Genomic DNA, 21,975 nt, shown 5'->3' on the forward strand with positions numbered 1-21,975 from the left:
GTTCACGACCTGCTCGGCGAGACGCCTGAGCAGCTCCTGCATGTCGATGGCGCCGTCGTCGAAACGGGGCATGGCGAGCATGTCCGGCGTCGGGTCTGATAAGATTTCCATAGCGGTCTTCGTCCTTTCCTAGAACCTGTTGTTGTGGTGATTTCAGATTCTAGGACGAAGGCCGTTCTTCGTTAAACGGGCGCTAGGGTGTCACCCTTACACCAACATTTTCGACGCGATCAGGACCGAATAATTCGGCTAGTTGTTACAGATTTAGATTGGGGACATTGGCCTGTGCATTCATCTCAATCTGTAACATCTAGACGTCCAAAACCGGTCTTAGTGTTACAGATTGAGACAATTCGGCGGGGTCTACCTTGTTTGTCTCGATCTGTAACGGTTAGGACTTAAAAACTCGGCTACGTGTTACAGATCGAGACAAAAGAAAAAGAACATTAGGACTTGAAAATAAAGTTTTGATAAGGGATTCGCCCAGTTAAGACGGTGCGGCAGACAATTGAGATTAGTTTGCCTCCGGAGCCGTAAGCATAATGAGTCAGTTCGATGACCGGAAGTTTTGCAACACCATAATTACTGGCTTCGGAATCGCTAAGCTGACGTGCTCTATAGCTTTCCCTAACAGATTGGATAGACTTGGACAAGTCGTCCATGATTCTGCTAAATGCCTGAAAATCTAACTTGTTATTCGGAACGCGCGACTTTGAAATGAAGAACGTATCAGCGCCTATGAAGCTACCTTCAAGTTCGTAGGTCAATTCAAGACGCTGAATTTCATCGCGACTTTGACATCCAAATTGTTGGAGCATCATTACGGAAATTGGACGACCTGATGTGAGGCCGCCGAAATGTTTGGTAATGGCATCTGGATCAACGCCATCGCAATGGCTTGCAAAGTCAAAGTCTAAAAGTGAATTGAGCTCGCTAACGCGTTTCGGTGCAACAAACGACCCCTTACCTTGGATTCGATAGATACTTCCACGACGCTCCAGCTCACTCATGGCAAGTCGGACGGTTGTTCTGCTTACGGCGTATTCGTCGCAGAGTTCCATTTCTGTTGGAAGTTTATCGTCTGCTTGATATTCATCGACGATCTGCTTGAGCAGCGCGTCGGTGAGCTGTAAATAGAGTGGCCGTTTTTCGTGTGTATCGAGCATTAGAGCCTCAGTTTGCATGTTGGTTATACCTGATGGTTGCCTCAGTCGGGATGTAACGTGGGCAAGGTAACCTTAACGTATCACAGAGCGGCTCAGCATGACGATCTGATGCCTGTATCCACGAAGGGCTTGTCCGAGCGTGAAGATATTCTGGGGCAGGCAAATACCGTTCATGGAGTCCCCAATATGTTGGAGGTCAGCGCCGGCTGCTTTTGCTGCAAGGCCTATTTTCTTAATGGTCTCGCTGTCGCAGGAGTCTTGACTCGTCCCGTTCGCCGCCATGACGAGAACCTTCTCTTCAATTGACTTGCCTACGTTGTGGGATCGTACAAAGTCTACGATGGCGCGCAGGTCTGCTTCTTGGAAGCAAGGGACGGTGTAGGGGGCTGGCACGAGAAGGATATCGACGCCGAGGTCAACAAACTTGCGCGCAATTTCGAGCGTCATGACAGGTTCCGCAACGCCCGCTCCATGCATTTTTCCGGCTATGACCAGGCCATTGAAATGCTCTTTGGAGAGTTTAATCGAATGGGCGATTGCATCGTTGGAGACGCCGGTTCCAGGGTTGCCCGTCAGGCAGATAAAATCAAATCCGAGTTCGTTAGCCTTTTCTAAGGTCTTGGGAGAGACGCGACGACCCATGGGGATTTCCGTTCGGGATTCAGACATCTCTGCCTCGTTATCAACTGGCTCCAGATTGACGCCAATGGGCCTTCCGCATGCTCGCTTCACCCAAGTGACCGGGTTTTCATTGAGACCATCTGGAATACCGGCAATAACTGGATCGAACACATCGAGCGCGTTAAACAGAAGCAGGTCGGCACCTGCGGCACGTTCGATTTCTGCATTAGTAACGCCGCCGAGAAATTGGGAAGAGGGTACGTTTTCCGCCATGATGGTACGTCCCTCGGAAGCCAGAATTGCCTGTTTTAGATCCATGGGTGACGTGGCGGCAAAATCGGATGCGGACATGTTCAGTAATCGTTTGGGCATTGTTACTTCCTTTGACTAGAACGACAGGCTTGTGACATTATCTCTAATATTGTTACAACAATATATTCAATATGTTATATCCAATCGGTGAACGGTTGCAAACTTATTGTACTGCGCGGAAAGAATAGCCCTTAGCTGGGAAAACATTATATTAATCAACTACCGTTCACCGAATAAGTATTTGAATTCTTGACATATCGACAAAGCGGAAAAAGAATTGGTTATGACAAATCGCGCAAATGATATTACATTTCGCACAAGAGCGTATTCACTTACATAAGTGGATACAAACGGGGACGACGACGGTTGAGTCCGGATAAATCGTTGTGTGCCCGGGAATCATGAAAGGATGTGTTATGGACGCTATCGTCAAATTCCTTGAAAAACACCAGCCCCTCTTCGACAAAATTTCGAGGAACATTTATCTGGTGGCGATTAAGGATGGCTTTCTCTCGAATATGCCAATTGTGCTGTTCTCGAGCCTGTTCCTTCTTCTTTCGACGCTCCCTGCCTATGTAGGCATTACGCTTCCGTCTGAGGTGCTGGATTTCTTCAATAAAATCTATGCATATACCATGGGACTTCTTGGCATTATGGTGGCCGGCACCACGGCGAGCTCACTTGCCATGTCGATGAACCGTCGCATGCCTTCGGGTAAATCTCTCAACCCCACCTCGTGCATGGTTTGTGCCATGTGCGGCATGCTCTTGCTATCGGTGACGAACGATGTTGTCTCGATTGGCGGAGCAGATACATCTGTTTTTGAAACCGGCTATATGGGAACCAAGGGTTTTCTCGCTGCGTTCGTAGCCGCATTCTTGACCGTTAATATCTATAAGGTGTGCATTAGCCATAATGTGACGATCAAGCTTCCCAAAGAGGTCCCTGGCTCTATTGCGCAGAGTTTTCGCGATATCTTTGCATTTGGGTTTTCGATCCTTGCGTGCGCTTTTATCGATCTTGCGAGCCGCAAGCTGCTTGCTGTGCCGTTCGCCAATTTGGTATCCGCTCTCATCTCGCCGCTGTTCTCCGCGGTCGACACTTATCCTGGCATGGCGCTTATCGAAGGCGCGGTCGCGCTTTTCCAATTTATGGGTATCCACGGTGCTTCGGTTGTCATGAGTCCGATCAATGCTGCGCTCTACGGCAATACCGTTACCAATCTTGAGGTTTTCCAAGCAGGTGGACACCCGTCAATTGCTCTCACGCAGGACTTTACAAGCTTCATCGGCGGTCTGGGCGGTTCTGGCTGCACGTTCATCGTTCCTATTATCCTGATCATGTTTATGCGCTCCAAGCAGCTTAAAGCCATGGGCAAGGCATCGATTATCCCGGTGATTTTTGGAGTTAACGAGCCCGTTATCTTCGGTATGCCGATTGTTCTCAATCCCTATATGTTCGTGCCCTTCCTAGTGGCTCCTATGGTCAACGCCATTATCGGTAAATTTTTCATTGACGTCATTGGAATGAACGCCCCCATGTATACCATGCCGTGGGCGCTTCCCGGCCCAATTGGTGCGTTCCTCACCACGGGTCTCGATCTGCGTTCTCTCGTATTGATGGCAGTGCTGTTGGTCGTTGACTTTGTGATTTACTATCCGTTCTGCAAGGCGTATGACCATCAGCTTTGTTTGGAAGAGTCTGCAAAGGAGACTGCAGGAAACTCGGATGCAGATGCTATCGCCGCACAGGAAAATGTCGCAAAAGCTCTCGAGGCGGTAAAGGACAAGGCGGAGCAGATCCGCGTGCTTGTGCTTTGCCAGGGTGCCGGCACTTCGACTCTCTTGGCAAATGCTCTTCGCGAAGGTGCCGCTGCTAAGGGTATCGATCTGGTATCTCAGTCCGGTGCGTACGGAAGCCACTATGAGACGATGGATCAGTACAACGTGATTGTTCTGGCGCCCCAGGCACGCATGTACTATGACGCTATGAAGGCCGATACCGATCGCCTTGGAATTAAACTGCTCACCACAAGGGGCAAGGAGTATATCGACCTTACCAACGATCCCGAAGGTGCAATTGACTGGATCGTTCAGGAGCTGGCCAAATAGTGGATACACTTCGTCGTTGATTCGTCGGTGTATGGTACGGCCCCGCAGCTTATTGAGCTGCGGGGCCGTATTTTGTTGAGTATCTAATTGAGACAATGAGCGCAACCGTCGTGAGATCGCATTGGCGCTCTCCGAGTCACCGACAAACTGCCTTCCATCTATGTGACCAATTCGCTTTCGGCCTTTAGCCTGCTCGAGGCGCGCGAGGATTGCGAGCTGTGCCTGGTGGGCGGCATGTACCGTCGCCGCACCGCCGCCTTTGTGGGCCCCATGGCCGAGGATACCCTGCGCGCACTAGGGATTGACACGGCGTTTATCGGTGCCAACGGCATTCTGGACGGCGACCTGTCCACGTCCAACATGGACGAGGGCCGCATCCAACAGCTCGCCTTTAGCAAGGCCGACTCGCGCTATCTGATCGCCGACTCCAGCAAGATCGGCAAGCGCGACTTCTACACCTTCTGCCGCCTGGACAGCCTGGACGCCGTAGTATGCGAGCCGAGTATCTCCGTCGAAGACCGCGCCGCCATCGAGGAGCATGCGCAGGTCATCTGCTAGCTAGCGCAGCAGGCGATATCTCTGCCCCCTGCCGGCGCCTTCAACTGTCGCCAGGCCTGTCTCAACGAGTTTTTTGAGGATGCGGAGTAGCTTCGAACGACTAAAGGTGACTTTAGCTGCAAGCTCGCTTGTCGATTGAGGGTGTACTCCACTCAGCAGTCCGAATACGGTAAGTTCGTCGCCTTCGAGCCCAGGGTTATCCATGAGTAGGGGAAGTGTTACCACAATGGCGTTATCCGAAACTTGAAACCGGGGCTTTCTGACGCTGTTCTTATAGGTATCGCGAATTCGCATGATGCCCGTTCCAAAGGCTTCGATAAGACCCAGGCGCAAAAAGACTTCGGCAAGAATACGATTGCGTCTAACGGATAGCATGTCGGATAGATATTCATCGACGGTCATGCTTGCCGGCAAGCCACCGGGCGAAGCGACTTCCACGCGGTCGTCGAACATCGAGATACGGATGTGTGCGGGCGCATCCCAAGTCCTATGAACGACTGCATTGGTAATGGCCTCGCGGAATGCTTCGAGCGGAATGAGCTCCTTGCGGATTCGCTCCATCCCCTTGATCTCTTCGTAACAGTACTGAATTTCGAAAAGCTCAAGGGCTCCGTCAATTTCCGCTAGAACGGATGCATGCTCAAGAGTTTTGCGCTGCTTAATGAGGTTGATAGTTTCACCAAACACTGCGATGTCGATACCTGGGAAGCCATTCTCGTCCGCGAGCAGTTCTGCCGCGTTGTTGTAGGTTCCGGTTTCATCAAGCAGGCCAAGGGTTTTGAGAGTATCGGTTGTGAATGACTGAAGCGAAAGTTTTGCTGTTAGGCGATTCTCTAAAACGGTGAAAGATAAATCTTGTTTGTTTGCCGGGAGCTGCTCAAAGGAGAGATTTTGACCCTCGAGTACAAGACGTGAAAGGCCTAGGGTATCAACTGGTATGGTCGCGGTGTCATTGCGCTTGTATGCCTTCGAGCGGTATAGGTAAGGCTTTGATCTGCCGGGAAAGACCGTAAGCTCCACGGTTGCATCGGACTCGTTGATCTTTAGGGAGTAATCGGGCTGGGGGATGATCGAATCGTTAATCTTGTTTTCGATATCCAGGCAGGTCTGCTTGGGATCATCGATGCCAACGGCTTCTCCGTCGTCGTTAATTCCAAATAGAACGCGTCCTCCCGTGCCATTTGCATAAGCGGAGACGGTTTTAAGGAACGAATTGGTGACGCATTCCTTGAATTCAAGATCTTTGGATTCTCGCATCGTTTTGCTCCGTTTCGCTTCAATTTGACGTGAAAAATGACACGTAAAATTTTACACGTCATTTTACGCGTCAAAATTATGACACGAAAAAATTTGCGTGTCATTTTACGTGTCAAAGTGACGCGATATGACGCGCAAACGTGGATGCGGTGACGTTCTGCGGGCAAACGAAGTTTGTGGGCTTGTGGTTTGGCCGAACTGGCGCACCGGATTCTCTCGCATAGCCGAACGGGCTTTCGGTGTCATGTCGGCACCAAATGATACCGAAAGCCCGTTCGTGATACCGAAAACTTGAGGCTGCGCTTCATAGCTGATTGGATAGTTTGGATCCCACCATCCGATTGTCTCGATCTGTAACAGTTAGGGGAGAAAAGCTCATCTAGATGTTACAGATCGAGATTTTCTGCCTGGCCGATTCCGTTTGTCTAAATCTGTAACGGATAGGGGTGAAATAGTCGTCTAGATGTTACAGATTGAGATTAAGCGGATTGGCTTGCGCGTCTGTCTCGATCTGTAACAGATAGGCGGCCAAAACCGGGCTTAGTGTTACAGATTTAGATCTTTCGACCCGAGCGACCCCGTTCATCTAAATCTGTAACATTTAAGACCGAAAATCCCTGCTAGATGTTACAGATCGAGACAAGTGGCCCGCTCAGGCCCGGCCAAAAACAAAAAAGGCCGCATGCGAACCCGTGGAGGGATTCGCATGCGGCCGACAGGGGGTATGCGGCAAAAGTTAGGCCATAAGCAGGCCGGTCTCCGCGACGTTCTTGTACCAGTACGCGCTCGCCTTGGGATAGCGCTTCTGGGTCTCAAAGTCGATGTAGAACAGGCCGTAGCGCTTGTTGTAGCCGTTGGTCCAGGAGAACTGGTCCTGCAGCGACCACACAAAGTAACCGTCGACGTTTACGCCGCCATCGATTGCCTTGAGGATCCACGCGAGATGCTGACGCATGTAGTCGATACGAGGGGCGTCGTCGATAAAGCCGTCCTCGAAGTCGTCCTTATAGCCCATGCCGTTCTCGGTGATGTAGATCTTCTTGTAGTTGGGGTAATCGTTCTTAATACGCAGCAGCAGGTCGTACAGGCCCTCGGGATAGATGATCCAGTCCCAATCGGTGGTAGGAATGCCTTCGCGCACGCATGCCTCGCCCACGCCCTTGAGGAACCAGCGCGAGGAGCCCTTGTCGCCGGTGCCATTGTGGTTGATGTCGTTTTCGCCCTCGGCGGCACGCAGGAACTGGCACTTGTAGGTGTTGACGCCCAGGCAATCGTTGTAGGGGAGCGCGGCGGTCAGCGCGGCGATGTCCTCGTCGCGGACGTCGAGCTCGCCGCCGGCGATATGGGCCAGCTTGGTCGCAGCCTCCATGGTGTCGGCTGCATAGTGGCCGCGGAAGGTGGCGTCGAGTACCCAGCGGTTGTTGATGACGTCGGCCATGCGGGCTGCCTCGCAGTCGGCAGCGCTGTTGGGATCGAGGGGATACTTGGGCTCTAGGTTCTGGACAATGCCGATCTCGCCCTCAAAGCCGCCCTCATGGAAGGCGACGACGGCCTTGGCGTGGGCCACCATCATGTTGTGCATGAGCTGGAAAGCCTTGTCCAGGCGATACTTCTCGCCGTGCGGCCAGTTGCCGACGATAAAGCTGCCCTCGGCGGTCGCGGGAATCTCGTTAAAGGTAAACCAGTGCTTGACCTCGGTGAACTCGGCAAAGCAGAACTTGGCATACTCGACAAAGGCGTCGATCGTCGTGCGCGTTAGGAAACCCTCGCCGCCGTTCTGATAAAAGGCCTCGGGCGTATCAAAGTGATCGAGCGTGACATAGGGGATAACGCCGGCTTTATTGCAGGTGGCAAAGAGCTCGTGATAGAAGGCGACACCCTCGGGGTTGATCTCGCCAGTGCCGTTGGGGAAGATGCGGCTCCAAGCGATGGAGACGCGGATACCGTTGATGCCGAAGCGCTGGCACAGGTCGATATCGACCGGATACTTGTTGTAGAAATCGCTTGCAGGATCGGGGGAGAAGCGACCCTGGGCTGCCAGGAAATCGTCCCAGGGCACTTTGCCCTTGCCGTGCGTACGGGTCTCGCCTTCAACCTGGTAAGCAGCGGTGGCGCCGCCAAACACAAAGCCGTCGGGGAACTGCATGGGGTTGGTCATGAGTCATCCTTTCTGTGGGATACGAATAGGGAGAGGTGCCCGAACCGGGAATCCGGGCACCAACAGAGGGAGGAACTAGTCGAGGTTCTCGCGGAGCCACTTGATGGCGCCAGCGGGGTCGCGAGTAAGGTCGATATATTCCTTACCGCGGGGAGCGAGCAGCTTAATGCCCAGGCGATCGGTGTCGGCCTTCATGTCGTTGTAGTAGCTACGAACCTGCGGGGCGAGCACGATAACGTCGTACTGATCCATGATGGCAGTGTGCTGGCCATAGGCGCCTGCGGAGGAAGCGATGTTCTCTCCGGTCTGCGCAGCACCTTCCTTGATGGCGTTGGCGAGCATGGCAGAGGTGCCGGCGCCGGCGCACAGGACGAGGACCTTCAGGCCATCGACATCCTTCTTAGCGGATGCGTCGAAGGCGGGCTCGGGCTGATCGGCGACAGGCTTGCTGTCGGCGGCAGCGGCGGTCGGCTCGACGGAGACGGTAGTCTGCTCGACAGCGGGCGCAGAGGCGTTGGCGGCGATGGTGGCAGCACCATCGGACTCAAGACCCAGCTCGGCGGCGCGCTCGGCCTCCTGGTCGCAGAGCAGCTTATCGTATGCCTTCAAGAACGGCAGGTAGATGATGGCGTCCAGCAAGATGATGATCGCGACAAATACCAGGGCGATAAGCTGGAAGTTCGTGGTGATGAAGATGCCGATGGGGGCAGGGGTAGCCCAAGGCACCACGAAGGAGAAGCCGTTCATGCCCACGTTGTCGATAAAGAACTTGGCAACACTTACGTTGACGCAGCCGGCGGCAACAAAGGGGATGAGCATGTAGGGGTTAAGGATCATCGGCGCGCCAAAGAGCAGCGGTTCGTTGACGGCGAAGGCAACAGGAACGATCGAGGCCTTACCGACGGCTTTGAGCTGCTTGGACTTCATAAAGAGAATCAGCAGAAGCGGCACGATGAACGTGGCGCCGGTGCCGCCGAACTCACCCACGAGCGACATGTTGAAGGTGAGGGAATGGGCGGGGTGACCACCGGCCAGCAGAACCTGCAGGTTCTCGGCCTGGTTGGCAAGACGGATGGGGTCGATGCCCGGCTGGACAATCGAGGGGCCGTGGACGCCGATGAACCAGAAGAACGCGGTGGCTGCCTGGATAAGGATAAGGCCAGGATAGGTTTCTGCAGCGGTAAAGAGCGGGGAGAGCAGTTTGATAAGCAGCTCGGAGAACGGAACGCCCATGAGGTTGCGCACGACGACATCGATGATGCCGCAGATGATGACGGCGCCACCGAAGGGGATAATGTCGCGGAAGTTCTGAGCGATGGCGCCCGGGACCTCCTTGGGCAGCTTAATGGTCAGATCGCGCGAGACGCAGAACTTATAGACCCAAACGGTAATGAACGCGGCGATATAGGCCGAGAACAGACCGCGCGTACCCATGCTGGTGCAATCGAAGACAGAAAGCTCGGAGCCGTTGAACTTGGTAGTGAACTGCGTAACAGCGAGCAGCAGCATGCTGCACTGGGCGGCAACCATGGTGGAGCCGTCGTTGAGCACTTTGCCGGCGGGCATGCGACGGTTCATGGAAGCCGTAAAGTTCTTGGCAGTGGTGCCGGCGACCATGATGCCCATGACGCCCATGGTGAAGTTGTACAGCTTGTTGCACCAGTCGATGAGCGGCTGGGGCAGCGTGATGCCGACCACGCCGGGAAGCGTGGCGATCAGCAGAAAGATCGAAGAGGTTAGGACAATGGGCATGCACCCAAGGAATCCGTCCTTGATGGCCTGGAGGTATATGTTCCTCGAGATCTTCTCAAAGAACGGCTGATGCTTTTCGAGCATCTTTACGATGGCGTCCATAGAGCTCCTTTGCTACTTGATGCGCGATGCATGTGGATGGAACTGGTCGTCGATGGATGGTCAGGACTGCCCGGAAACCTTCCTGCTTAAGGAAGGCATTGCGAAATGACAACGTTGTCATTTCGTTAATGACAACGTAAGACATTTTTGGAAGAGCAACAAGGATTTAGGGGTGAGTGGTCGATATTGTCCGGTAAACGGTTGATTTATCAGTCAGGCAGGTAGTGTATGCTAGAACGCAAAAAGCAAGCGATGCAAAACCGACTGGAGAAGCAGTGGCAACGATGGACAAGAAAAACGTCTCGATGAACGATGTGGCGATTGCCGCGGGTGTTTCTCTCAAGACGGTTTCGCGTGTGATCAACGAGCCCGATAGCGTGCGAGAGTCAACACGCGATAAGGTTCATTCGGCCATGGAGGCGCTCGGGTTTCGAGCCAACTTTGCCGCGCGTTCGCTCAAGTTGGGCCGTTACGGGTGCATCGGCGTCGTGCTGTTCCACTTATCGGGCGGTGCCGTGGACATGATTGACGGTATCGCCGATGCCGCCGAAGAACGCGGCTTTGCGCTCACGATGATTAAGAAGCGCGCGGGGGAGAAGATGACCCTTGCCGATGCGGCGCGCAGGATGTCGCAGCTGCCTGTTGATGGCATGATCTTCAACCTGCGTCAGATGGTCGATGACTTTGATACCTTTGAGGCGCCGAAAGACCTCAAGACGGTGATTATCACACCGATGGAACATCCTACCTGCTCCACCGTCAGTGACGACCAAGAGGGCGGCGCGCGCATGGCGTGCGAGTACTTCTTGGATCATGGTCACAAGAACGTGTATTTCGTTTCGGGTAAGAAAGAGTCGCTGTCGAGCCAGTGCCGTATGAAAGGTTGGCGTGCGGCACTCGAGGCGCGTGGCATTGAGCCGCCCGAGCCTCTGCGAGGCGATTGGAATGCGGATAGTGGCTACGCCGCGGGCCTTGTGCTTGCCGATAAACCCGATTGCACGGCGGTCCTCGCTGCTAACGACTGCATGGCAAACGGCGTGATGATGGCTCTACGTGACAAAGGGCTCAATGTGCCCGACGACGTGTCCGTGATCGGCTTCGACGATGAGCTCTACAAGACGATTCCCAACTCGATTCTGACGTCGGTGAAGTTTCGCCACCGCGAACTGGGCATCCGTGCGCTTAACGAGGTCGTCGCAGGTCTGGAAGCCCCGAGCTCCAGAAGCCGTACGCTCGTCTCGGGCGTGTTGGTCGAGCGTTCCAGCGTAAAGGACTTGCGGGCGTAGACGTGCTCGGCCTATTCCGTTTGTCTCAATCTGTAACAGCTAGGACCCAAAAACTCGGCTAGATGTTACGGATCGAGATTTTTGGCCCGGCTTATTCCGTTTGTCTCGATCTGTAACAACTAGACGGTCAAAAGTGGTCTACATGTTACAGATTGAGATTTTCGGCTTGGCCTGTGCGTTCATCTCGATCTGTAACAGCTAGGACCGAAAAACTCGGCTAGATGTTACAGATTGAGATGAACAGGAGGACGGGTGCGGTCTAAACAAAATGGCCCGCGCATCACACATCGATGCACGGGCCATTTATTGTCTGCAAGCGGCAGGTGGTGTCAGCGTCTTATGCCTCGAGGTTTTCCTCGATCCAGGCGACGGCGCCCTTGGGATCCTTAGTGAGGTCGATGTACTGTTTGCCCTTGGGCGACAGCAGCGTGATGCCCAGGCGGTCGGTGTCGGCCTTCATCTCGTTGTAATAGGTGCGAACCTGCGGAGCCAGGACGATGACGTTGTACTGGTCCATGATGGCGTAGTGGCTGCCGTAGGCACCGGCGTTGGCGGTAATGTCGATGCCCAGCTCGTCGGCGCCTTCCTTAAGCGCGTTGGCGAGCAGTGCAGAGGTGCCGGCGCCAGCGCACAGAACCAGAACCCTCAGATCCTTGCCCTTAAGGGCGGACGGAGCTGCGGAGGCCTCGGTGGCAGAAGCGGTCTCGACAACAGGAGCCTCAACGGCGGGGGCGGCAGCGGTCTTGACGGCCTTGGTCTCCTCGGCCTCTTCTTCGGCCAGGGTCTCGGCCTCCTGCTTGCACAGGACGTTGTCGTAGGCCTTGCAGAATGGGTAGTAGATCAAGAAGTCAACGACCAGCAGGACGACAACCAGGACCAGAGAGATCGGCTGGAAGTTGGTGTCGATGAAGGTGCCGATCGGTCCGGGGAGTGCCCACGGCATGGCATAGATAAAGCCGTTCATGCCCAAAAAGTCGATGAAGAACTTACCAATGAGGACGTTGGCCACGGGGGCAAACAGGAACGGGATCAGGAAGTACGGGTTGAGGATGATGGGCGCGGCGAACAGCAGCGGCTCGTTGACGGCGAACATCACGGGCACGACAGAGGCTTTGCCGACGGCCTTGAGCTGCTTGGAGCGCATAAAGAGCAGGAAGATGATCGGGACAATGAACGTGGCGCCGGTGCCGCCGAGTTCGCCGATGTAGTTACCGAAGTTTTCGGTCAGGGCGAGGGCGGGGTGACCGCCGGCCTGCAGCGTGGCGAGGTTGGTGGTGATGTTGCCAAACAGCGCGGCGTTGAGGGCAGGCTTAACGACCGAGGGGCCGTGGATGCCCATGAACCAGAACAGCGGGATCATGAACCAGATGAGGGCGAGGCCGGCGTAGGAATCGGCAGCGGCGAACAGCGGGCTCACCAGCGTGGAGATGACGTTGGCAAACGGGACGGCCAAGCAGGTGCGGCAGATAACGTCGATGACGGCGACAAACAGGATGGAGAAGCTGAAGGCGAAGATGTCGCGGAAGTTCTGGGCGATGGCGCCGGGGACTTCTTTGGGCAGCTTGATGGTGATGTCTCGCTTAATGCAGAAGGCATAGATGTTGACCGTGGCAAATGCGGCGACAAAGGAGCTCAGCAGGCCCTTGGTGCCCATGTTGTCGGTAAAGAACACCGAGACATCGGCGCCGTCGATCTTGGCACTCGTCTGGGTAACGGCCAAGATGAGCATAGCGCACATGGCGGCGACCATGGTGCTCGTGGCGTTGATGGCCTTGCCGGCAGGCATGCGGCGGTTCTTGGAGCCGGTCAGCGCGCTTGCGGTGGTGCCGGCGACCATGATGCCCACGACGCCCATCGTGAAGTTGTAAACCTTGTTGCAGAAGTTCACGACGTCGACGTTCCACCAGTCGGGCAGCGTAAAGCCGCCGACCGTGGCGACAACGCCCGGCAGGGTCGAAATAAGCAGGAAGACAGAAGAAGACAGGATGATGGGCATTGCTGCCAAAAAGCCGTCTTTAATGGCCTGAAGGTAGATGTTCTTAGAGACCTTGTCGAAGTACGGCTGACCTTTCTCCAAGAACTTAACGATCGATTCCATAGTTCACGCTCCTCTTTGCATGAAATCTTAATGGCATGGACGTTGAAAACCTATATGGTCTCCCGCTTGCTAAAAGCCCGGGTGCAGGCGGGGTCGGTCCCAGGGGGAGAGAGGGGAGCGGCTGGGTTTGTATCGCATAGGGCCGCTCCCCTCTCGGGGGAAAGCGAGGCGATGCGCTACTGCGCGTCCGCCATAGTGTCGGCGAGCTCCTTGTACCAGAGTGCCGACTGCTTGATGTAGCGTTTTTGCGTGTCGAAGTCGATGTAGAACAGGCCGTAGCGCTTGTTATAGCCGTTGGCCCACGAGAACTGGTCCTGCAGGCTCCAGATAAAGTAGCCCTGGACGTCGACGCCCTCGGCGCGCGCCCGGAGCACCTTCTCCATGTGCTGGTCGACAAAGTCGATGCGCTCGGGATCGGCGACGATGCCGTTTGCGTCGGGCTCGGGGTCCTTGTGGCCCAGGCCGTTTTCGGTGATATAGATGACGGGGAGGTTGGGATAGGTGGCGCTGATGTGCTTGAGCGTGTCGTAGAGGCCTTGCGGGTAGATGAGCCAATCCCAGTCGGTGGTGGGGATACCCGGCATATCGACCTGCTGCCCGACGCCCTTAAACTTAAAGCACGAGGTGCCCTTGTCTCCGGTGCCGTTAAAGCTGTTGGTGGACTCGCCATCGTAGGCGGCGATAAACGCCGACTGATAGTAGTTGAGGCCGAACATATCGTTGCGGGGCGCCGCCTTGGCGAGCTCCTCCATGTCGCTGTCCTCAACCGTAAGCGTGGCGTTGTTGGCACGCAGAATCTCGTTGATGAGTGAGAGGGTGCGCGCGGAGTAGTGACCCAGGAAGGCGCCGTCCATGATGAAGTCGGTGTAGAAGGCGTTGTACAGGTCGGCGGCGTGCTGGTCGGCGGGCGAGTCGGTGGCAGGATATGCCGGCGTCAGGACGTTGACCATGCCAATGCGTCCGCCCAGGTGCTCGGTCTCGTCAAGATCCTTATACAGGTTGACGGCGCGGGCGTGGGCAACGAGCTCGTTGTGCTGGCTCTGGATGCCGCTCGTCACATCAAAGTGATGGTTGGGCGGGAAGTTGCCTTGGATGTATTGGGAGTGCGAGAGGCTGATGAGCTCGTTGATGGTGAACCAATTCTTGACCTCGCGGAACTCGCGGAAGCAGAACTCGGCATAGCGCACATAGGCGTCGACGGTCTTGCGGTTGAGCCAGTCGCCCTGGTTGAACAGGGCGGCGGGGGAGTCAAAGTGATGCAGGGACACATAGGGCTCGACGCCATACTTTTTGCAGCAGGCGAACAGCTCGTGGTAGTGCTTAACGCCCTCGGCGAGGGGCTCGGCATCGTCGCCGTTGGGGAAGATGCGGGTCCAGGCGATGGACACACGGATGGCGTTGAGTCCATGCTCGGCAGAAAGGCGGATATCCTCCTCGTAGCGGTTGTAGAAATCACTGGCCGGGTCGGGTAAAAAGCGACCCTGGGCGACAAGGTAATCGTCCCACATGGTCTTACCCTTGCCTGCCACCTTCGTGGAGCCTTCCGTTTGGTACGCGGCGGTTGCGGCGCCCCAAACAAAGCCCTTCGGCAGCTGCTGTACGCGGTTTAGCAAAGACATATGCATACACCCTCTCGTCTCGCTGTTCGATATTGTGCGTTTGCGCTCAGGAGGCTCCCTGGTTAGCGTTCAGCGGCGAAAAAGCCCGATAAACACTATCTTAAAATTATTAGAACCAAAATGAGCACGTGAACATTTGACAATGAGCACGTTAACATCCGGCTGGGATGTATAGAAACAAAACAACTTCAAACAGCCGCGAACGGTTGTATTTGTTCGGTAAGCGGTTTTGATTGACAGAAGTTTTCATGTTGTGGTATATGGCTCGGGTATCATGAGCACGTTATCGATGTATGTACGATGCGCCATGGGCGCGGGGAATAGTTGGGAAGCAGGTTAGCGTGGAAGGCATGGCTCAGCAGACAAGGAATGGTCATTCGGCGAGCGCGGCAGAGGTTGCGGCGCTCGCTGGCGTGAGCCGCCAGACTGTGTCTCGCGTGGTCAACGGTATGCCCAACGTGACGGAAAAGACGCGCAAGCGTGTGCTGGCCGCCATGGAAGAGCTGGGCTTTCGTCCCAATTTTGCTGGAGCGGCGTTGCGCGGCGGGTCGTATCGTTCTATTGGCCTGTGCATGTACAACATCACACGTGTCGGTAACCTGGCGACGCTCGAGGGTATCATGCAAGCGGCGCGCGAGCACGATTTTGCCGTCACTATGATCGAGATGGGCGGCGACAAGCCCTATACACTTGCCGATGCCTCGCGCCGCATGGTCGAGCGACCCGTCGACGGCATGATTCTCAACATGAACCGCATGGCTCCCGATTTTGAGGAGTTTGTTCCCCAGCCGGGAGTGCGAACGGTCATCCTGTCCATGTATGCGCATCCGCGCTGCACGACGATCGACTCCGACCAGTATGGTTCGTGCGAGCTGTTGACCAATTATCTGCTGGAACATGGTCACTCGAATATGCGGTTTGTGGCGGGTCCGGAAAACTCGATTTCCTCGCGTTTTCGTGAGGCCGGTTGGCGCGATACGCTGGGTCGTGCTCATGTCGATGCCGCTCCGATGCTGCGTGGCGATTGGAGTGCGGACAGTGGGTACGCCATGGGCGAGCGGATTGCGGCCGAGGTGCTTGCCGGCGGGTCGCAGGCGCCGACTGCCGTGCTTGCGGCAAATGACCAGATGGCGCTGGGCGTTATCGCCGCGCTCGAGAACGCGGGCCTGTCCGTGCCCGACGACGTGAGCGTGGTTGGTATCGACGACGCACTCGAGGGACTTGTTCCTCACAATCGACTGACGACGCTGCGATTTGATTTGCGCGGTGTCGGTAAGCTTGCGTTTGAGGCGGCGATTGGAGAGAGCTCGTCTATCGAGGCGATTCATGTGCCGAGTACGCTGGTCGAACGCTCGACTGTTAGGGACATACGGGGTTAGGTCCTACTCCGTTTGTCTCGATTTGTAACAGGTAGACGGTCAAAAGCGGGCTACCTGTTACAGATTTAGATTCTTCGGAAAGAGCAATCCTGTTCGTCTCAATCTGTAACAGCTAGGACCAAAAAACTCGGCTAGATGTTACAGATCGAGACAAACGGCTCCCGACCAGCCCAAAAACAAAAAGACCGGGGGCGGCGCGCCGTGTGACGTGCCGCCCCCGGCTGAGAAATGGGGACAGGTTGTGTGAGCGGGCAACCCCGCCAGCCACTAGTCCAGACGACGGGTCTGCGCCACGTGCTTGTACCAGTAGGCGCTTGCCTTGGGCGTGCGCTTCTGGGTTTCAAAGTCAACGTAAAAGAAGCCGTAACGCTTGTTGTAGCCATTGGTCCAGGAGAACTGATCCTGCAGGCTCCACAGGAAGTAGCCGCCCACGTTGACGCCCACCTCCATGGCCTTGAGCAGCCAACGCAGGTGCTGCTCGATGTAGTCGATGCGCGGCTGGTCGTCCACAAAACCGTCCTTGTAGGGGTCCTTGTAGCCCATGCCGTTCTCGGTGATGAAAATCTGCTTGTAGTTGGGGTAGCGCTGCTTAATGTAGACGAGCAGATCGAACAGGCCCTCGGGATAGATGATCCAGTCCCAGTCGGTGGTGGGGATGCCAGGCTTGTTCACATGCTCGCCAATACCCTTAACGCGCCAGCGGCCAGTGCCCTTCTCGCCCGTACCGTTGTGGTGCAGGTCGTTCTCGCCGTCGTAAGCCTTCAAGAAGCGGCACTGGTAGTTGTTAACGCCCAGGTAGTCGTTGTAGAGCGCGGCCTCGCGCATGATTTCCAGATCCTCGTCTAGGATCTCGATGGTGCCGCCCGAGACGGCAGCCAGGCGGTTGGCGCACTCGAGGGTGTCGGGCGCATAGTCGCCGCGGAAGGTGGCGTCGAGCAAGAACTGGTTTTGCAGCACGTGCTCGTTGTTGGCGGCTTTGATGTCGGCGGGGTCGTTCTCGTTGAGCGGGTACTTAAACTCCAGCGACTGGATGACGCCGATTTTGCCCTTAAAGCCGCCGTTGTGGAAGGCCAGCACGGCCTTGGCGTGGGCGAGCATCATGTTGTGCTCGCACTGGAAGGCCTCGGCCAGATGCGCCTTGACGCCACCGGGGAAGGTGCCCTCGATGTAGGTGTTGGAGGCGTCGGCCCAGATCTCGTTAAAGGTGAACCAGTAGGTCACCTGGTCGGCGTACTCCTTAAAGCAGAAGGTGGCAAAGTCCACAAAGGCGTCGATGGTCTCGCGGTTGAGGAAGTCGCCCTTCTCAAAGAGGGGAAGCGGCGTGTCAAAGTGATGCAGCGTGACGAACGGCTCAACGTGGTGCTTGTGGCACTCGGCGAAGAGATCGTGGTAGAACTGGACGCCCTCGGGGTTGATTTCGCCGGTGCCGTTGGGGAAGATGCGGCTCCAGGCGATGGAGAGGCGAATGCCGTTGATGCCGAACTCCTCGCACAGCTCCAGGTCGACGGGGTACTGGTTGTAGAAGTCCGAAGCGGGATCGGGGGAGAAGCGCCCCTGGGCCTCCAGAAAGTCGTCCCAGGCAACCTTGCCCTTACCGTGAGTGCGGGTCTCGCCCTCTACCTGGTAGGCAGCGGTGGCGCCGCCAAAGACAAAGTCCTCGGGAAACTGCGCGGGCGGGTTGGTGACGCTAGCAGGATTAACGGACATGATGATCCAATCGTCTAAATCGAAGGGCCAGCCGGTCTTGGATGGTCGGCTGGCCCTGGGCGTTACTTACTTCGAAAGTTGCTCACTCACGAAGGCGAGAGACTTATCGCCGTTCTGGGAGAGCTCGATGTACTGCTTGCCACGGCAGGCGACGCACTTGTTGCCCACGCGCTCGCAGTCCTTTTGCAGGTCGGCCAGGTAGCTGGCGGCCTGCGGGGCCAGGACGACCAGGTCAAAGTCGGGGAGCATGTCGACATGGTTGCCATAGGCCTCGGCAGCGGTTTCAAGATCGATGCCGCGCTCCTTGGCAGCCTTGGCCAGTGCGTTGGCGAGCAGGCCCGAGGTTCCGCCGCCCTGGCAGAGCACGAGCACGCGCTTGCCGTTGAGGTCGCTGGCGGCTGTAGCTTCTGTGGTGGCAGCGGCGGGGGCGTCGGACTTCACGGCCTCGGCAGCAGCGCCGGCGGCAACGCTCTTGGCGTCAGCCTTGCCCTGGAAGGCATCGTTGAGCTTGGCGGCCTTCTCGGCGTTCTTGGCGTCGAGCTCCTCCTGGGAGATCTCGGCCTCCTCGGCGCACTTCTGGGCGTCATAGGCACGGAAGAACGGATAGTACAGGGCAAAGTCGACGACCAGGATGATGGCGAGCATCACAAAGGCGAGCGGCTGGAAGCCCAGGCCCATGATGGTGCCGATGGGGCCGGGGAGGGTCCAGGGCAGGGTGTACATAAAGCCGTTCATGCCCAAGAAGTCGATAAAGATCTTGAGGATCCAGATGTTGGCGATCGGGGCAAAGACAAACGGGACAAAGAAGACGGGATTGAGCACGATGGGTGCGGCGAACAGCAGCGGCTCGTTGACGGCAAAGCACACGGGGACGATGGCGGCCTTACCGACGGCGCGCATCTCCTGGGACTTGGCCAGGAAGCAGAACATAAAGACCAGGACGAGCGTGGCGCCGGTGCCACCCATGCAGACGACGAAGTACTGGGCACCCTGGGTCAGGACAGCGGAAGCGTGCTGGCCAGCCTGGAACGCAGCCAGGTTGTCGGTCATGTTGGCAACGAGAGCGGCGGCGATGGCGGGCTCGACGATCGAGGGGCCGTGGACGCCGACGAACCAGAAGAGGCTCATGGCGCCGTAGATCACAGCGAGGCCGATATAGCCGTCGGCAGCGGTGAACAGGGGCTGGAACACCTGGATGACGCCCTGGGCAAAGCAGAAGCCAAAAGCAGCGCGGAAGACGATGTCAAAGACCCAAAAGACGGCGATGCAGACGGAGAAGGGGATGATGTCCTTAAAGGTCTGCGAGATGTTGGGCGGAACCTGCTCGGGCATCTTGACGGTGATGTTGCGCTTGATAAAGAACTTGTAGATGATGCCGGTCACAAACGCAGCGATGAAGGCGGTCAGCAGGCCCTTGGAACCAAGGTAGGTGGTGTTGAAGCCGCTGGCGGCGTCCGTGGCGATGGTGTCGCTCGAAAGGAGCAGGAAGCCGATGATGGCCGCGCACATGCATGAGATAAAGTTAATCTGGTTATTCTTGGGCAGGTCGCGGTTCTGAGCGTCGGCGAAGTGCTTGGCTGTGGTGGCGGCGCAGGCGATGGCCAGGATGCCCATGGAGTAGTTGTAGCACTTCCACAGAGCGTTGTTGATGTCATCGGGCCAGTAGAAACCCCAGATGTTGGGGACCGAGGCTACCAGGCAGAAGATGGACGAGAAGATGATGATGGGGATGACGGAGATAAAGCCGTCGCGGATCGCCTTGAGGTACTTGTTGCGGGCGATCGCGTTGAAAAAGGGCTGGCCCTTTTCGATGATGGCGATGAGTTGCTCCATGCAATGCTCCTAAGAGTCGGTGGGTTAGCAACGATGGTAGCTTTTGACGTTCGGTTGCCAAAATGTTGACGTTGCCATTTTGTGACACAAAAAAAGACGCGAACCGGTGGTTCCTGTGCCTGCGAACCGTCGATTCCTTACGCGTAAACGTTTGAGCCGCCCGGTGGCTCTGTGTTTGCACAATGGCAACGTTAACATTTGGGCGATAAAAGCCGTTCGGGGAAGCAAAAATGTCGGTGAACGGTAGGTTTTGGGTGGTGAGCGTATGGTGGGGGAGACGTTAGATATACTTGAAGACGTTTCATTTGACTGCGTAGGGTGCCACCAATGGCATCGTTGACATAGAAAGATCGACCTATGGCCGCTGTTAAAAAATCGGTATCCGTCAAAGACGTGGCGCGCCTCGCGGGCGTCTCGGAGCAGACGGTCTCGCGCACCGTGCACGATTCGCCCAGTGTGCGCCCCGAGACCAAGGAACGCGTGCGTGCCGCCATGCGCGAGCTGGGGTATCGCCCCAATTTTGCCGGTCGATCGCTGCGCCGTGGCAAGTTTAAGACCGTCGGCGTCGCCATGTTCAACATTACCGGTACCGGCAACCTCGACCGTATGGAGGGCTTTGCCGCCGCGGCCGACAAACATGGCTATGCCATCACCCTCACTAAAGTAGATGGACATCCCTATACCCTCGAGAGCGCATCGTCGCGTATGAGCGCGCTGCCGGTAGACGGCATGGTCGTGATCATGAACCGCATGCCGGCGGACTTTGGCACCTTTGAGCCGCTGCCCGGCATGCAGACGGTGCTCGTTACCATGCTGGAGCACCCGCTCTGTTCAACGGTCGATAACGACCAGTTCGATTGCTCGCGCCAGGTGGTCGAGTACTTGCTGGGGCGGGGGCACAAAACCGTGCACTTTATTTCGTGTCCCGAGCGCTCGCTTTCGGGCATGCGGCGCGAGGAAGGCTGGCGCGAGACATTGCGTGCGCATGGCATTGAGCCGCCGCGACTCGTCCGTGGGGATTGGACGGCACAGAGCGGATATGCCGCAGGCCAGGCTCTGGCGGATGATCCGACCTGTACGGCCATCTATGCCTCCAACGATGCCATGGCATATGGCTGCATCCGTGGGCTCGAGTCGCGCGGAAAGCGTGTGCCCCAGGACGTGAGCGTGGTGGGTGTTGATGATAGCCTGGGCGATATCGTGCCCGATTGTCGCCTGACCACGGTGCGCTTTGACAACAAGCGCGTCGGCATGTGGGCGGTTGACAAGATTGCCGGCGCCGAGGGCGTTGCGCCCGGTGTGGAGCACATGCTGTTTCCGGGCGTGCTCGTCGAGGGCGATACGGTGCGCGATTGGCGCTAGGGCGCGGGTCTGTTTGGGTTTCCGCTAATTGTGTTCGATATTGTTCAGATTGGTTTAAAAACCGTTCACGGACGAAAAGTGACTGTTCATAGCTCGAAATTACGTTTTACGCTGTTCTTTTTTGTTTGAATGTTATTGTTTCTGTCATACACAACGCAGCGCGTATGCCCGGACGCGATGCTCTCCATTGGTTCATATGTGAAAGGAACGCAATATGGCAACCAAAGAAGAAATCTCGATGGTTGGATTCGAGATTGTCGCATATGCAGGTGACGCCCAGACCGATCTGCTTGCAGCGCTCGATGCTGCTCGCGAGGGTGACTTTGAGAAGGCCGAACAGCTGCACAAGGATGCCAGCGATGCGCTCATCGGTGCCCACGACACGCAGACCAAGCTGCTTTCGCAGGAGGCCGGCGGTGGCGAGATGGAGATGACCTTCATCATGGCTCACGCTCAGGACACTCTCATGACCACTATGATTCTGGAGAAGCAGGCCCGCTTTACCATCGATGCCTACAAGCGCATCGCTGCGCTCGAGGCCAAGCTCGCCTAACGAGCCCTCACAACCAAGTCCCCTTCCAAAAGCCCTGCCGCTACTGTGAACTGCCTCCCATTTCTTGGACATGAGAAATGGGAGGCTTTCTTTATGCGCGT

At 56.3% G+C, this 21,975-nt stretch carries 15 protein-coding genes; 6 read left to right on the forward strand and 9 right to left on the reverse strand.

Annotation, left to right across the window (positions count from 1 at the left end):
- Window positions 1-446: 446 nt before the first annotated feature.
- Together KSY82_RS08810 and KSY82_RS08815 are read right to left on the reverse strand one after the other, a co-directional pair.
- The gene (locus tag KSY82_RS08810) at window positions 447-1,166 is read right to left on the reverse strand and encodes a GntR family transcriptional regulator (RefSeq protein WP_217750968.1); all 720 of its coding nucleotides are present in this window, start codon (window positions 1,164-1,166) and stop codon (window positions 447-449) included.
- Window positions 1,167-1,238: 72 nt separating this feature from the next.
- Window positions 1,239-2,159 (reverse strand): DUF7916 family protein, encoded by a 921-nt coding sequence (locus KSY82_RS08815; protein ID WP_254881788.1) that lies wholly within the window; start codon window positions 2,157-2,159, stop codon window positions 1,239-1,241.
- A 356-nt stretch (window positions 2,160-2,515) separates the two neighbouring features.
- On the opposite strand from KSY82_RS08815, the gene KSY82_RS08820 reads away from it, so the two are divergent.
- Together KSY82_RS08820 and KSY82_RS08825 are read left to right on the forward strand one after the other, a co-directional pair.
- The gene (locus KSY82_RS08820; RefSeq protein ID WP_055310563.1) at window positions 2,516-4,210 is read left to right on the forward strand and encodes a PTS lactose transporter subunit IIBC; all 1,695 of its coding nucleotides are present in this window, start codon (window positions 2,516-2,518) and stop codon (window positions 4,208-4,210) included.
- 162 nt (window positions 4,211-4,372) lie between these two features.
- Window positions 4,373-4,768: a DeoR/GlpR family DNA-binding transcription regulator gene (locus KSY82_RS08825; RefSeq protein ID WP_368042054.1), complete on the forward strand. Its 396-nt coding sequence runs from the start codon at window positions 4,373-4,375 to the stop codon at window positions 4,766-4,768.
- Here KSY82_RS08825 and KSY82_RS08830 read toward each other — a convergent pair whose 3' ends face one another.
- The 3 genes from KSY82_RS08830 to KSY82_RS08840 all read right to left on the reverse strand — a co-directional run bounded on the left by KSY82_RS08830 (window position 4,769) and on the right by KSY82_RS08840 (window position 10,037).
- Window positions 4,769-6,025, reverse strand: a complete 1,257-nt coding sequence (locus tag KSY82_RS08830) for an ATP-binding protein (protein ID WP_217750967.1) — start codon at window positions 6,023-6,025, stop codon at window positions 4,769-4,771.
- A 736-nt stretch (window positions 6,026-6,761) separates the two neighbouring features.
- The gene (lacG, locus tag KSY82_RS08835; protein ID WP_217750966.1) at window positions 6,762-8,183 is read right to left on the reverse strand and encodes a 6-phospho-beta-galactosidase; all 1,422 of its coding nucleotides are present in this window, start codon (window positions 8,181-8,183) and stop codon (window positions 6,762-6,764) included.
- A 75-nt stretch (window positions 8,184-8,258) separates the two neighbouring features.
- Entirely contained in the window at window positions 8,259-10,037 is a 1,779-nt protein-coding gene (locus tag KSY82_RS08840; RefSeq protein WP_217750965.1) for a PTS lactose transporter subunit IIBC, read from the reverse strand.
- Between the two features lie 284 nt (window positions 10,038-10,321).
- Between KSY82_RS08840 and KSY82_RS08845 the strand changes: the two genes are divergently transcribed.
- On the forward strand, window positions 10,322-11,323 hold the full coding sequence (locus KSY82_RS08845) for a LacI family DNA-binding transcriptional regulator (protein ID WP_217750964.1): 1,002 nt from the start codon (window positions 10,322-10,324) through the stop codon (window positions 11,321-11,323).
- Between the two features lie 337 nt (window positions 11,324-11,660).
- On the opposite strand, the gene KSY82_RS08850 is transcribed toward KSY82_RS08845, so the two are convergent.
- Window positions 11,661-13,421, reverse strand: coding sequence for a PTS lactose transporter subunit IIBC (locus tag KSY82_RS08850; RefSeq protein WP_022094682.1), 1,761 nt, complete (start codon window positions 13,419-13,421; stop codon window positions 11,661-11,663).
- Window positions 13,422-13,597: 176 nt separating this feature from the next.
- Entirely contained in the window at window positions 13,598-15,040 is a 1,443-nt protein-coding gene (gene lacG / locus KSY82_RS08855; protein WP_055310581.1) for a 6-phospho-beta-galactosidase, read from the reverse strand.
- A gap of 350 nt (window positions 15,041-15,390) precedes the next feature.
- Here lacG (KSY82_RS08855) and KSY82_RS08860 point away from each other — a divergent pair, with 350 nt between their 5' ends.
- Window positions 15,391-16,419: a LacI family DNA-binding transcriptional regulator gene (locus KSY82_RS08860; RefSeq protein WP_055310566.1), complete on the forward strand. Its 1,029-nt coding sequence runs from the start codon at window positions 15,391-15,393 to the stop codon at window positions 16,417-16,419.
- A gap of 267 nt (window positions 16,420-16,686) precedes the next feature.
- On the opposite strand, the gene lacG (KSY82_RS08865) is transcribed toward KSY82_RS08860, so the two are convergent.
- Both lacG (KSY82_RS08865) and KSY82_RS08870 read right to left on the reverse strand, forming a co-directional pair.
- On the reverse strand, window positions 16,687-18,126 hold the full coding sequence (lacG, locus tag KSY82_RS08865; RefSeq protein ID WP_022094685.1) for a 6-phospho-beta-galactosidase: 1,440 nt from the start codon (window positions 18,124-18,126) through the stop codon (window positions 16,687-16,689).
- Window positions 18,127-18,192: 66 nt separating this feature from the next.
- Window positions 18,193-19,959, reverse strand: coding sequence for a lactose/cellobiose PTS transporter subunit IIB (locus KSY82_RS08870; RefSeq protein WP_217750963.1), 1,767 nt, complete (start codon window positions 19,957-19,959; stop codon window positions 18,193-18,195).
- Window positions 19,960-20,316: 357 nt separating this feature from the next.
- Between KSY82_RS08870 and KSY82_RS08875 the strand changes: the two genes are divergently transcribed.
- Window positions 20,317-21,321, forward strand: a complete 1,005-nt coding sequence (locus KSY82_RS08875) for a LacI family DNA-binding transcriptional regulator (RefSeq protein WP_217750962.1) — start codon at window positions 20,317-20,319, stop codon at window positions 21,319-21,321.
- Between the two features lie 214 nt (window positions 21,322-21,535).
- Window positions 21,536-21,874, forward strand: a complete 339-nt coding sequence (locus KSY82_RS08880; RefSeq protein ID WP_217750961.1) for a PTS lactose/cellobiose transporter subunit IIA — start codon at window positions 21,536-21,538, stop codon at window positions 21,872-21,874.
- Window positions 21,875-21,975: the final 101 nt, after the last annotated feature.

It is taken from the genome of Collinsella aerofaciens, assembly GCF_019131995.1.
Taxonomy (GTDB): domain Bacteria; phylum Actinomycetota; class Coriobacteriia; order Coriobacteriales; family Coriobacteriaceae; genus Collinsella; species Collinsella aerofaciens_S.